The 12,983-nt window shown below is 57.6% G+C and carries 13 protein-coding genes, 1 tRNA gene and 1 riboswitch; of the genes, 8 read left to right on the forward strand and 6 right to left on the reverse strand.

From position 1 onward, the window contains the following. Positions 1-45: 45 nt before the first annotated feature. From K3727_03940 to K3727_03955, 4 genes are all read left to right on the forward strand, one after another. Positions 46-693: a lysoplasmalogenase gene (locus K3727_03940; GenBank protein ID UWQ93264.1), complete on the forward strand. Its 648-nt coding sequence runs from the start codon at positions 46-48 to the stop codon at positions 691-693. 60 nt (positions 694-753) lie between these two features. Continuing rightward, the gene (gene ftsY / locus K3727_03945; protein UWQ91962.1) at positions 754-1,959 is read left to right on the forward strand and encodes a signal recognition particle-docking protein FtsY; all 1,206 of its coding nucleotides are present in this window, start codon (positions 754-756) and stop codon (positions 1,957-1,959) included. 86 nt (positions 1,960-2,045) lie between these two features. After that, positions 2,046-2,948, forward strand: a complete 903-nt coding sequence (locus K3727_03950) for a DMT family transporter (protein UWQ91963.1) — start codon at positions 2,046-2,048, stop codon at positions 2,946-2,948. Continuing rightward, positions 2,945-3,565, forward strand: coding sequence for a septation protein IspZ (locus tag K3727_03955; protein ID UWQ91964.1), 621 nt, complete (start codon positions 2,945-2,947; stop codon positions 3,563-3,565). The genes K3727_03950 and K3727_03955 overlap by 4 nt, the downstream gene beginning before the upstream one ends. A 114-nt stretch (positions 3,566-3,679) precedes the next feature. On the opposite strand, the gene K3727_03960 is transcribed toward K3727_03955, so the two are convergent. Next, complete coding sequence (locus K3727_03960) at positions 3,680-4,369, reverse strand: glutathione S-transferase N-terminal domain-containing protein (GenBank protein UWQ91965.1); 690 nt, start codon at positions 4,367-4,369, stop codon at positions 3,680-3,682. A 32-nt stretch (positions 4,370-4,401) separates the two neighbouring features. Next, complete coding sequence (locus K3727_03965; GenBank protein UWQ91966.1) at positions 4,402-5,337, reverse strand: alpha/beta hydrolase; 936 nt, start codon at positions 5,335-5,337, stop codon at positions 4,402-4,404. A 153-nt stretch (positions 5,338-5,490) separates the two neighbouring features. Continuing rightward, positions 5,491-5,569: riboswitch (SAM riboswitch) on the forward strand. Positions 5,570-5,629: 60 nt separating this feature from the next. Between K3727_03965 and metZ the strand changes: the two genes are divergently transcribed. Further along, on the forward strand, positions 5,630-6,820 hold the full coding sequence (gene metZ, locus K3727_03970; GenBank protein UWQ91967.1) for an O-succinylhomoserine sulfhydrylase: 1,191 nt from the start codon (positions 5,630-5,632) through the stop codon (positions 6,818-6,820). Between the two features lie 50 nt (positions 6,821-6,870). Here metZ and modC read toward each other — a convergent pair whose 3' ends face one another. From modC to K3727_03990, 4 genes are all read right to left on the reverse strand, one after another. After that, positions 6,871-7,971 (reverse strand): molybdenum ABC transporter ATP-binding protein, encoded by a 1,101-nt coding sequence (gene modC, locus K3727_03975; protein UWQ91968.1) that lies wholly within the window; start codon positions 7,969-7,971, stop codon positions 6,871-6,873. Beyond that, positions 7,968-8,672 (reverse strand): molybdate ABC transporter permease subunit, encoded by a 705-nt coding sequence (modB, locus tag K3727_03980; protein ID UWQ91969.1) that lies wholly within the window; start codon positions 8,670-8,672, stop codon positions 7,968-7,970. Before modB ends, modC begins: the two co-directional genes overlap by 4 nt. Next, a complete protein-coding gene (gene modA, locus K3727_03985; protein UWQ93265.1) occupies positions 8,669-9,412 on the reverse strand; it encodes a molybdate ABC transporter substrate-binding protein in 744 nt (247 codons plus the stop codon). Before modA ends, modB begins: the two co-directional genes overlap by 4 nt. 135 nt (positions 9,413-9,547) lie before the next feature. Next, on the reverse strand, positions 9,548-10,429 hold the full coding sequence (locus tag K3727_03990) for a hypothetical protein (GenBank protein ID UWQ91970.1): 882 nt from the start codon (positions 10,427-10,429) through the stop codon (positions 9,548-9,550). Between the two features lie 202 nt (positions 10,430-10,631). Here K3727_03990 and K3727_03995 point away from each other — a divergent pair. The 3 genes from K3727_03995 to K3727_04005 all read left to right on the forward strand — a co-directional run bounded on the left by K3727_03995 (position 10,632) and on the right by K3727_04005 (position 12,904). After that, positions 10,632-10,707, forward strand: a tRNA-Thr gene (locus tag K3727_03995). A 164-nt stretch (positions 10,708-10,871) separates the two neighbouring features. Further along, positions 10,872-12,059, forward strand: a complete 1,188-nt coding sequence (locus tag K3727_04000) for a tyrosine-type recombinase/integrase (GenBank protein ID UWQ91971.1) — start codon at positions 10,872-10,874, stop codon at positions 12,057-12,059. After that, positions 12,023-12,904, forward strand: a complete 882-nt coding sequence (locus K3727_04005; GenBank protein ID UWQ91972.1) for a hypothetical protein — start codon at positions 12,023-12,025, stop codon at positions 12,902-12,904. The genes K3727_04000 and K3727_04005 overlap by 37 nt, the downstream gene beginning before the upstream one ends. The last annotated feature ends 79 nt before the right edge of the window (positions 12,905-12,983 follow it).

Genomic DNA, 12,983 nt, shown 5'->3' on the forward strand with positions numbered 1-12,983 from the left:
AATGCCTTTGCATCTCAATGCAACGGGGCCTTTATGTTTCAGACCATGGATCAGAGCCTGATGTTCGTCATCTCTGCCGCTGCGGGCGTGGGGTATCTGTTTCTGACAGCCCGCCCGCCCAGTGTCCTGCGCAGCACGATCAAAACGCTCTGCGTCGCGGCGTTGGCTCTGGCGGCATGGACCGCGGGCGCGCCGGGGGTGTTGGTGGCGGCCTTGGGACTTTGTGCAGTGGGCGACTATTGCCTGTCGCGTGATGGCGAACGTGCTTTTATGGCGGGGGTTGGGGCATTTGCTTTGGGTCATCTGGTCTATGTGGAGTTGTTTTTGACGCATCCGCTGTCTGACCCGACACGCCTCATGACGTTGGCCGGTGGGGCGGTTGTCGTGATGTTGGCCCTTGTCGGGGGTGGGATGGCCAAAGTGCTGGCTTCAAGGGCGGGGCCGATCGTGCCTGCGGTTTTGGCCTATATTCCGATCATTCTGGCCATGGCCGTGTCGGCGCTTACGCTGCCGGGGCAGGGAAGTTTGATCTGGGCAGTACCTGCGGCAGTCAGTTTTATGGTGTCCGACATGGTGCTGGCGGTGGAAACCTTTGTGCTGAATGACGACCACAGGATGCGACGGTGGACGCCTTATGTGGTCTGGCCGCTATATTGGGGGGCACAGGTCGGATTTTTCGCCGCATTTGCCTGAGGTGCTTTGCAACTGGTGCCGATCCGCATTAGGTGGAATGAAACCGCTGCGGAGATCGAAATGGCGTTTTTCTCAAAGCTCAAGGACCGGCTGTTCAAATCCTCGTCGAAACTGGAACAGGGTCTGGACGCAATTGTGGAAGAGGGAGGCGAAACCGCCGCCCCTGCCAGCGACCTGGCAGATCCGGCACCTGCATCCGCGCCGACCGTGCCCGAGCCCACCCGGGACGTCAGGGATGCTGCCCCGGTTCTGGAAGAGCGTCCCGCGCCCGGCGCGGCACAGTTACAGCCTGACCCGCTTCCCGTTGCCACCCCGGCACCGACGCCCGGACCTGTGACACCTGCATCTCCTGCTCCCACATCACCACCACCAGCTGAGGCCAAGCCTGGTTTTCTGGGGCGCCTGTTGGGACGTGGCACCACGGATGAGCCGCGTCGGGTGTTGGATGATGACATGCTCGAGCAGCTCGAAGAGCTGCTGATTGCGTCGGACATGGGCGTGGATACCGCGCTGCGTATTACGTCCAATATGGCCGAAGGCCGCGTCGGAAAACGTCTGTCGGCAACCGAAATCAAGGAACTGATGGCTCAGGAAATCGCCCGGGTGATGGAGCCGGTGGCCAAACCGATGCCGATTTATTCAAAACGCCCGCAGGTGGTGCTTGTGGTGGGGGTCAATGGGTCAGGCAAGACAACAACCATTGGCAAGCTGGCCAGCCAGTTCAAAGGTGCGGGAAAAAAGGTGGTCATCGCTGCCGGGGATACCTTTCGCGCCGCTGCGGTCGAGCAGTTGCAGGTATGGGGCGAGCGTGCCGGTGTGCCGGTGCTGACTGCGCCAGAAGGGTCTGATCCGGCCTCGTTGGCCTTTGACGCCATGACCCGCGCACAGGAAGAGGGGGCGGATCTGTTGATGATTGATACCGCCGGCCGTTTGCAAAACCGGTCAGACCTGATGGAAGAACTGGCCAAGATCGTCCGAGTGATCCGCAAAAAGGACGAAACCGCGCCACATAACACCCTGTTGGTGTTGGATGCCACGACTGGTCAGAACGCGTTGAACCAGGTCGATGTCTTTCGCAAGATCTCCGATGTTTCGGGTTTGGTGATGACAAAGCTCGACGGGACAGCCAAAGGCGGCGTTCTGGTGGCGCTGGCGGACAAGTTCGGGCTGCCGATTCACGCCATTGGTGTGGGGGAACAAATCGACGATCTGGCCCCGTTTGACCCCGAAGAGTTCGCCGCCGCGCTGACTGGGCTCGACACGTAAGAGAAGCCCTCTGGCGGGTCTAAACACCACCGAGCGCTGGGGGCAGGTTGCCTTTGGTGCTCTCCACCCAATTGAAAGCCCACACTTTGAGCGACTGGCTGATCTCTCTTGAAGGCACCGAGGCCGGTCATCAGGTGGCGCTGGGCCTGGCGATTATGGCCGCGTTTCTGCATGCGGTGTTTGGGGCCCTGCAAAAGGGGCGTCACGATCCCTGGTTGTCACGCGGAGCAATTGATTTTTCCTATTGCATCATGGCAGCACCCTTTGCCCTGTTTGTCGTCCCCTGGCCGGAACCGCATATGTGGGGCATCTTTGCGGCCGCCTGGGCCATTCACATCGTTTACAAGACCTTGCAGGCCTGGGCCTATACCAAAGGGTCCTACACGGTGGTCTATCCGGTGGTGCGGGGCAGCGGGCCGCTGTTCACGGTGATCGGGGCATATCTGTTGTTTGGCGAAGCCTTTAACCTGGTTCAATGGCTGGGCGTGGCCACGCTGCTAAGCGGAATTTTTGGATTGGCCTATTACAATTACCGGTTCCTTGAAACGGAGCGGGATACGTTGGGCGTGGCGTTGGTGCTGGCGGGGATGACCGGCATCCTGGTGGCCATGTACACGACATATGACGCCTATGGCATCCGGGCGACGGCAGATCCGTTCACCTTTCTTGCCTGGTTTTTCATGATTGATGGCTGCACCTTTCCGATCGTGTCGCTGCTGCGGTGGCGTGGGATGGCGGATCGTCCAGCACCTGGGCCGTTGATGGTCAAAGGGTTCTTTGGCGGGCTGATTGCGTTCTGTTCCTTTGGCGCGATCATGCTGGCCACGCGGCTGGACAAGGTCGGGGAGGCGGCTGTGCTGCGCGAAACCTCGACCGTGTTTGCGGCCTTGATCGGCTGGCTGGTGCTCAAGGAGACCGTGGGGCCGCGCCGAATTGCGCTGATGGCTTTGATCGCTGCGGGGGCCGTGATAGTGGAGGTGGGCGGATGACGAAAGGTACCGATGTGAGTGACAAGAAGATCAACGGCAAACTGAAGATGGCGCTGGAATTGGGCCCGGTGGTTCTGTTCTTTGCGGCCTATGTAAAGCTGAAGGATCAGGTGTTCACCATTGGTGGTGCAGACTATGACGGATTCATTCTGGCCACGGCCGGATTTGTGCCGCTGATGATTTTGTCAACGCTGGCATTGTGGAAGCTGACCGGCAAACTGTCCAAGATGCAGATTGTGACACTGGTGCTGGTGGTGGTGTTTGGCGGGTTGTCGGTCTGGTTCAATGATGACCGGTTTTTCAAGATGAAGCCGACATTGATTTACCTGCTGTTCGGCGGGGTTCTGGGTATCGGGTTGTTGCGTGGACAGAGCTATTTGAAGTTCGCAATGGAAGAGATGCTGCCGCTGGAGCAGGAAGGCTGGATGATCCTGACCCGACGTCTGTGCGGGTTTTTTCTGGCGTTGGCGGTCTTGAACGAAGCGATCTGGCGCACGCAGACCACGGAAATCTGGGTGTATTTCAAGACTTTTGGGCTGTCGGCGGCGGTGTTCCTGTTCTTTATGACACAAGGCAGCATCTTTCAGACCTACGGGTTGGACGAAGAAGAAGGCTGAGCATGCTTCCGTCAAAGGGCAACGGGGTGCTCCCGCCCCTTTGACGGGCACTGCGTGCCCACAAAGCGTTGGGCGTGGCAGCGCGCCTGCGGCGCACTGCGGTCAGTGCCAGTCTCAAGCCGTGGACCCAAAGAGATCAGCCTGGACCCATGTATCGGATCGGTCACCGCGCAGATCAGCGTGCAGGGCACGGCCCGCGCGGGTGGCGGGGCGATTCCAGACTGTGCGCAGCCAGCGGGCCAGGTTCGGTTTGTCGTCCAGCGTTTGCTGTTGCCCTTCCCACAGCGAGGCCCAGGGCCAGATCGCCATATCGGCTATGGTGTATTCGGGACCGGTTACAAACTCGTTTCCAGCCAGCTGCCTGTCCAGCACGCCGTAGAGCCGCGTAACTTCGTCACGATAGCGGGTCTGGGCGTAGGGCAGGGGATCGGGCGCATACTTCAAGAAGTGATGGCATTGGCCAGCCATCGGTCCGACTCCGCCCATCTGCCACATCAACCATTGATCAGTCCGTAGTCGGGCGCGTTCGGTTTCGCCATAGAACCGACCAGTCTTGCGCGCCAGATACTGTAGGATGGCACCGCTTTCGAACAGCGAGACCGGCGCGCCGTCTGGCCCGTCTGGATCAACAATGGCAGGCATCCGGTTGTTGGGTGAAATGATCAGGAAATCGGGCGCGAATTGATCGCCTTTGCCGATATTGATGAGGGTTGTCTCATGGGGCAGACCCATTTCGTGAAGCGCGATGGAAACCTTCCATCCATTCGGCGTTGGCCAATAGTAGAGCTGGATTGGCTCGGGCATGCTGTGTCGGTCCCCCATGTTGTTTGGGGCAATCATCCGGTTTTCTGGGAGAACGGCAAGGGGGCAACCCGAGATGGACGTGCAACATGGCGTGACCGGCGGGTGACATCATGCTGTGGCGGCGCACGGTGTAGCAGGTCCAGAGGCAGGCGGTGCGCATGGCGCAACAGATCGCCATAGAAAGTCAACGCGCCGGGGCGCATATAGGTCGACCAATGACAGATCCTGCGGGTGGGCGGTGCAATTGATGCACCGATCCGGGCGAGATGGGCCAATGTATCCGCACAATCCAACTGCAAAGTAACAGCATTGCAGGCATCGATCCCGGACCCCAGCGCCCGATCCCCGCGCAGCGGCGGGGTGATCAAACGTTCATACAGAAAATCGAACAGATCGTTTTCGCGGGATGTGACATTGATGAATTCTGCGGTTTGCCCGGCAGGGGTTGCCAAGGCCGACTGCGCGACGGATTGATAACACGCCCCTGTCAGTGACAGAATGCGGCGAACCGAGCCTGCGGGCAGATGTTGCAAGGCCGCGCAGGCCGGTTCAACACCCATCGAATGGGCAACAATATGGATCGGTTTGGTCGGGCAACAGCGATGCAGGTAAGCCAGCACCTGCGCCAACGCACGCCCCGCCTGGCGGGCGCGGCGCTGGGCCTGCCACAGCACCCCGGAGGCGTCCCAGCCGAATGCAACGCCCAGTCCTTCGTCGGATGCGCCCTGCCCAAAGCCCAGGCGCACAGGCCAACTCACCGGCGCTCTAGACACGGCCAGAGGCTCAAAGGACAAGATATGCCTGTGCGGGCAGTTTCGGGGGTGATCCGGTTGATACTGAAACCCGTGTATCATGACGATCACGGGCCCAGGGGTGGCGCTCGCCCGGTGCAACAGAGGCCAAAGTGATTGGCTGGATTGATGAAGGTATGGAATGTCCCGGCGGGCATTGATGCGGATCAATGGCATGGTGACCCCGTTCCTGTCGGCAATCTGTGATCTCCTTTTGGCTTGACGCTATGAAGTGGAGATGAAGGTCGGGTGACGGCTCCGTGACGGGTGTTTAACGTTTTGCATACCTCTGGCGACTTGACGCAACGGCGCAACCGGCGTAAATCGACCCCACTGAATCGTGGCGATTTGTTACCGGATTGCGGGCCACGTAAAACAATCCCGCTAAAGAGGTCAGGATGAGGGACCCCCTTTCGCTTGGCCGATTGGGGGTTTTTTGTTGCGCCACGCGCGCATGGAGGACGAAGAGATGAGCGAGACCTGGAACAAGCGGACCCAGATGGTCCATGGCGGCACCCGTCGCAGCCAGTATAACGAGGTGAGCGAGGCGATTTTTCTCACCCAGGGCTTTGTTTATGAGAATGCTGAACAGGCCGAAGCGCGGTTTCTGAAATCGGGGCCGGATGAATTCATCTATGCCCGGTATGGCAATCCGACCGTGGCCATGTTCGAAGATCGCATTGCGATGCTCGAAGGGGCCGAAGATGCCTTTGCCACCGCGTCGGGAATGGCGGCAGTCAACGGTGCACTGACCTCTTTGCTCAAAGCTGGTGATCATGTGGTATCGGCCAAGGCCCTGTTCGGATCCTGCCTGTACATCCTGGAAAACATTCTGGCCAATTTCGGTGTCGAGGTCACATTTGTCGATGGCACCGATCTGGAGCAGTGGCGGGCGGCCGTGCGCCCCGACACCAAAGCGGTGTTTTTTGAATCCATGTCCAATCCCACGTTGGAAGTGATCGACATCGCCGGAGTGGCCGAAATCGCCCATGCGGTTGGTGCCTGTGTCGTTGTGGACAATGTGTTTTCGACGCCTGTGTTTTCGCGCGCCATAGAACAAGGTGCCGATGTGGTGATCTATTCGGCAACCAAACACATCGATGGGCAGGGACGCGCATTGGGCGGGGTGATCCTGGGCACCAAGGAATTCATCCGCGGCACTGTCGAACCCTATCTGAAACACACTGGCGGCGCGTTAAGCCCGTTCAACGCCTGGATTATGCTCAAGGGGCTGGAAACCATCGCCCTGCGGGTCAATGCCCAGGCCGCCGCGACGCAGCAGATCGCCGAGGCACTGGAAGGCAACCCGGCGTTGGAGCGGTTGATGTATCCGGGGCTGAAATCCCACGCGCAGAATGCGTTGGTGCAGACCCAGTTGGGCGGCAAAGGTGGCACCGTTCTGTCGCTGGATATCAAGGGCGGCAAAGACGCCGCCTTTCGGTTCCTCAATGCGATGAATGTGGCAGTGATCTCGAACAATCTGGGGGATGCGAAATCCATCGCAACCCACCCGGCGACCACCACGCACCAGCGTCTGAGCGACGAACAGAAGGATGAACTGGGGATCACCCCGGGTCTGGTTCGATTCTCGGTTGGACTCGAAGACGCAACAGATCTGATTGCGGATCTGGAACAGGCTCTGGTGGTCTCACAAATCTAGTCAGAAAACCGGTGCAGCGGCGGGACAGCCTGTCCGCTGCGCCGACCCTGTCAACCTGCACCGACATCGGTGCGGGCGATCGACACGGATTTGATGACCGCAAAAATCGCACACCCCGGCTTCAATGCCATGGCTTCGGCTGACCGGCGGGTGATGCGCGCCAACAGCCTGTCCTGGCCGCAATACAGTTGAACGATGGTACCGGGCCCCTGGCCTGACCGCAGGGCGACCACGGTTGCCGGCAGAATGTTCAATGCAGAGGTCCCGGTCGGGCGTTCAGTGGACAACAGGATGTCCTGGGCCAGAATGCGCACGCGGGTTCGGCTGTGCACATCAGCCTGCATGCGAGGCAGGAACAGTTGCCCGCCCGAAACCGTCAGCTCCGTCAAACCGTCATCGTGATGCGCCGCGATGGTTGCGGGCAGCACCGCGCCCGCCTCGCGCAGGCCGAATTGATGAACCATCTGGGGGTCCGACAGGACCTCTTCGGCTGGACCCGCGCGGGCGACCTGCCCGTTTTCGAGCACCACAACAGAAGTCGCCAGCCGCGCCACTTCGGCGACCGAATGGGACACATAAAGGATCGGCAGTCCCGTGTGGTCGCGTAGCCGTTCCAGATAGGGTAGGATTTCTTCTTTGCGGGCATTGTCCAGCGCGGCCAGCGGTTCATCCATCAATAACATGCGTGGCCGTGACAACAGCGCCCGCCCAATCGCAACCCGTTGTTTTTCGCCCCCGGACAGGGTGGTCGTTTGACGGTTCAAAAGGTCCGAAATTCCCAGCAGATTGGCAACCTCATCCAGGGTCGGCGCCCAACCTGCAGCAGGCCCGTCAGGGCGGGCAAACCGCTGGCCATACAGCAAATTTCGCTGCACGTTCAGATGTGGGAAAAGCCGCGCGTCCTGAAACACCAACCCGAACCGGCGTTTGTGAACAGGGCAATTCACGCGCTTTGCCGTGTCCAGCAGGGTCTCGCCACTCCAGGCAATGGTTCCCTGACGGGGGCTCAATAACCCCGCAACCGCATTGATCACAGTCGATTTGCCGCTGCCCGAATGCCCGAACAATGCGGTGATCCCAGAAGGTGCCGTGAACGCCGTTTTCAGCGTCAGATCTCCCAGCGGGTGCGTGATGTCGACAGACAAGCTCATGTTGGGGTGCCTCTGGTACGCCGGGACGCCCGGCGCGAGAATACTTCGGAGGCTACCAGCGCGCCCATCGCGACTGCTACAGAAATCAGAACCAACCGCAGTGCCGAGTTTTCACCGCCGGGTATCTGAAGAAAGGTATAGATTGCCGACGGCAGGGTTTGGGTTTGACCGGGAATATTGGAGACAAATGTGATCGTCGCGCCGAATTCTCCCATTGCTTTGGCAAAGCCCAACACAGCACCCGCGATCAATGCGGGCAGGATCAACGGCAGAGTCACGGTTGCAAAGATCCAAAGACGCGAGGCACCCAATGTGGCAGCGGCCTGTTCCAGCTTGGGATCCACGGATTCAAACCCCAACCGGATGGCCCGCACCATCAGCGGAAATCCCATGATTGCCGCTGCCAGAACCGCTCCGGTCCAGCGAAAGGCAAGGATCAGTCCGAATGTCTGCTCAAGCCAGCTGCCAATTGGTCCGGTGCGCCCGAAACCCAATAGCAGCAGGTAACCGGTCACGACAGGGGGCAGGATCAGCGGCAAATGCACCAGGCCATTGAGCAGCTGTTTGCCGGGGAACTGATGTCGTGCCAGCACATAGGCAATCAACGTTCCAAACGGCAGGCTGAGCAGGGTGGACCAGGTTGCCACCTTTAGCGACAGAGCCACGGCCTGCCATTCTTCGGGGCCGAGCCAGCCGGTCATTGCTCTGGCTCCAACGGGATAAATCCATGGGCCTGAAACACATCACGGGCACTGCCCGAGCGCAGGAAGTCATAGACCCGCTGTGTCAGCGGAGTAGGGGCGCCAATCATGGCCAACGGATAGCGGATCGGGGTGTGGCTGTCGTCTGGGAAAACGTCGACCACTTGGACCTTGGCGTCAGGACCGGGGTCTGTGGCATAGACGATGCCGTATTCGGCTTCGCCCGATGCCACCAATCGCAATGCAGTCCGTACGTTGTCCCCTTGTACGACGTGGGGTTGGACGTCGGTCCAGACGTCCAGGGTTTCCAATGCCTCGCGCCCATAAATCCCGGCTGGAACTGCACGGAGCAAACCCATGGCCAGATGGGCGTTGTCTGGCAGCTCTCTCAGGGTCGCTGCCAAAGGTTTGTCACCGGAAATTCCGGGGGCAGCGATCAGGACCAGACGATTGCCAAGCAGATCTACGCGGCTGCCCGGGTTCAGAAGCCCCTGTTGGTCCAACACATCCATCCAGTCCGAATTGGCCGAGATGAACAGCTGAGCAGGTGCGCCATATTGGATCTGACGGGCCAGAGCCGAGCTGCCTGCATAAGACAGCCGCAGTTGCACGCCATCAGGGTTTTCCGCAGCCCGCGCGGCGATCTGATCCAAGGCCGGTTTCAGGCTGGCCGCAGCAAAAATCGTGACGGGTTCAGCGCTTGCGTACGAGGGGGTGGCACAGATCAGACACAGCCCCATAACAGCCCCAAGCCAGGATCTGACGCGGCCCGCCATCCTTGCACGGGTGCCCTTGAAAAGGATGCCAACGCCCCCCCTGTGCCGATGATCCTGTGATGTCGATACCCTCTGCAAGTCGGCCCCGCCATCTGTTGTCTAGGGGGCAATCACGGTGACGCCCGGAATTCTTTGGATTGTGTATATATCTTCGTCATAGGCGTCTGTCATGGCGCTGACCAGTTCGACAGTCCACCCTGGCAGATCCAACTCTTCTTCCAGCGCGTCGTCCAGCGCGAATTTGTCCAGAAAAGCGGCAATGACCCGGCGTTTTTGCATTTCAGTCAGGGTCGGATTCTGATGCAGATACCCCCGGAACCGTTTCATCCCCTCTTTGGACATGATTGTTGATAGCAGGTCAAAGCCACCGTTGATCTTTTGCCCATGTTCCAGACCACCCATATCGCGGATGATCTGTGCCCAGATCAGGGGGGAATCCTCATAACACCAGACTGTGATGGGCAAATCTGCGGACAGGGCGCGAATGTCCGAAATGGTGTCAGACCATCGCAGCGACAGCAGATCAGTCTCTTCCAACGCCTGTTGGATCCGCTGCGGCGGTGCCTTGCGTAAAACGCTGGGAAGCAATGTGGCAGGGTTGCGGATTGCCATGAACAGTTCGACCTGATCATAACTGAACAACTGTTTGAGCTGTGCCATGCGTTTTGCCGCTTGGGGGTAGAGGGCACCTTCGTTCAATAAGTAATTCTTGCTGCTGAAGAAATTGGGAACAGACAGGATGACCCGATCCGCGTCTTCTTCGTCCAGAATGGCATCCAGCAGAATGTCGCGCGCATCTTCCGAGGGAACCGCATCCTCGGCTTCCAAAGCCTTGCAGCTGGATTTGATCAGGTCCCGATACCGACCCGGTCCAGGTACAACGGTTCCAGTTTGTCCAAAGGCGTCCTGGTTCACCAACAAGCATTTCATTAGGCGATCTTCGCTGGTCGAATGGGCGCCGCTGTGAAAAATGACTTGCATTGTGAGGTTACGGGCAATTCCTGATGAACGTTACCTCATTTGGGTAACGCGATAAGGGGGCCGGGTCAAACAGCTTTGCGTTGCGGTAAGGTGCTGGACAGAAAAATCCGGTTTCAGGGTGAAATTCCATCTTGCAGCAAAGCAATATTCCCGGTAATCGGTCGGCATCCGTCAAGCCGGTCAACGATCGGTAGGATCAGGTGCCCCTATAGCTCAGCTGGTAGAGCAACTGATTTGTAATCAGTAGGTCCGCGGTTCGAGTCCGTGTGGGGGCACCACTTTCCAATTCATTAAAGTCCAAAGACATCCGAAAATCCCTGTGATACATGGGTTTTGGCGATGTTCTTTGTCCGGTGCCGTCCTAGGGCGTTTGGTGGAATGCCCCCAGATTGGGGGGCTTTTTGGGGGCTTCGTGACTTTGGTGAAATGGCGAGGCCCCCAGATGCCGCTCAGTGACGTTCAGATTCGAAATCTAAAACCCAAAGCCAAATCCTACAAAGTTTCCGACTTTGAGGGGCTTTTCATTCTTGTGACCCCCTCCGGATCTAAGCTCTGGAATGTGAAGTATCGACTGCACGGCAAGGAGAAAAAACTGTCTCTGGGTGCGTATCCGGCCATCTCTCTTGCACAGGCTCGAAAGCTGAAAGAGGAAGCCCGCGCCAAAATTGCTCAAGGCACCGATCCGTCCGAAGCGAAGCAGGAGGCCAAGCGCGAAACCCAGGAAGCACAAAGCCATACGTTCGCCAAGATTGGGGATTCGTTTCTGGAGAAGCAACGCAAAGAGGGCAAAACCCAAGCCACTCTCGACAAAACGATTTATCATTTGAAACTCGCGAACGCGAATTTTGGACGAAAACCCATCACCGAAATCACCGCGCCAATGATCCTGATGTGTCTTCGCAAAGTCGAAGCTAAGGGCAACTATGAGACAGCTCACCGGTTGCGTGCTCGGATTGGGTCCGTCTTTCGGTTTGCCGTAGCGAGCGGGTTAGCCGAAACCGATCCCACATATGCGCTTAAAGATGCACTGATACGTCCAAACCGAAAACACCGCGCCGCAATCACTGATCCAATGAAACTTGGGGCACTCATGACTGCTATTGACGGTTTCGATGGTCAAGCGACCACGCGGATTGCGCTGCAACTGTTGGCTATGTTGGCCCAAAGGCCAGGCGAAATCCGACAGGCGAAATGGCAGGAGGTCGATTTCGAGGCTAAGGTTTGGTCTATCCCTGCGGCCAAAATGAAGATGCGTCGCGATCACAATGTGCCGTTGCCAAACCAAGCCACCGAACTTTTGACGGAGCTGCGGGAGATTTCAGGCGATGCTGAATATCTCTTTCCATCGTTGCGTTCTTGGCATCGGCCTATGTCGGATAACACATTGAACGCTGCCTTGCGCCGCATGGGGTATTCCGGCGACGAAATGACCGCGCATGGGTTTCGCGCTAGTTTTTCCACGTTGGCGAATGAAAGCGGGCTGTGGAACCCTGATGCAATTGAAGCGGCGCTTGCACATGTCGAACGCAATGAAGTGCGCAAGGCATACAATCGGGGGAAATATTGGGATGAACGTGTAAGGCTTGCAGATTGGTGGGCGACGATGTTGGATGGTCTCAGACCAACCTGAGCATTGATTTGAAAAAGATCTATAAACTTAAACAGTGGTATTCTATTCAAGATGCTGCGGAGAGACTTTCTCTAACGCTTGAGGAAGAAGTGAGTTCAGCTGCGGTTCTCGAGCTGGCGCTTGACGGCCATATTTGCCTTCATTGGTTTATGCGACATGTCTCTACCCGAGAAGTTGTATATCAAACTCGTTCGTTGCCACTGTCGTTCGACAAGGAGAACAAACCTATTCTGCCTTCGGGAGGGGAGGGTAAGACAGTGAATGTTGAGTTCAAGGATTTTTTTCCTTTGGAAGGTCGAAAGAGTATTTCGATTTTGGACGGCCCGCATCGTTTGCGACTAGAGCTATGTGGTGCATTGGAAGACTATCTGAGAGCGCATTTGACGAATACCGGAGGGGAACTGGTTTCCTTAGATGGGTTTTTTGTTGAAAGTGACGATGGACACGTTTTCCAGGTAATGGAGTCTTTCGATAGTGTATCCATAAAGAGCATGTTTCCAGACGACCGATTAAGCATGCATGACGTGCGCGGATACTACCCGTCTGGAGATTGGCCAGCTTTGTCAGAGTTGGGGTTCACCAAGCAAGAGTTGGAGCGTTTTGAAGGTACACTTCAAGACAGCGGTCCAAAGGAGGTTGCCAGTCGCGAACGTCAAACTTTGTACAAGATGCTGATCGCGATGGCTTTGGATGGCTATGGGTATGATCACGCCGCTTCAAGAAGCCCATTTCCTACGGAGTTGGAAGGTATTTTGGAGCGGCTTGGGCTCCCAGTCAGTGACGATACCATTCGCCAGAAACTCAAAGAAGCTGCGGAATTGTTGGGTCGAGACGTCGAAAAATAACCTAATTCGGTTTCGCCCAAACCTAGTTCCGCCAGTTACACTCCCGACCAAGTTAGACCTGATCCATCTTCAACAAACG

This window comes from Rhodobacteraceae bacterium M382 (genome assembly GCA_025141015.1).
GTDB lineage: Bacteria > Pseudomonadota > Alphaproteobacteria > Rhodobacterales > Rhodobacteraceae > Aliisedimentitalea > Aliisedimentitalea scapharcae.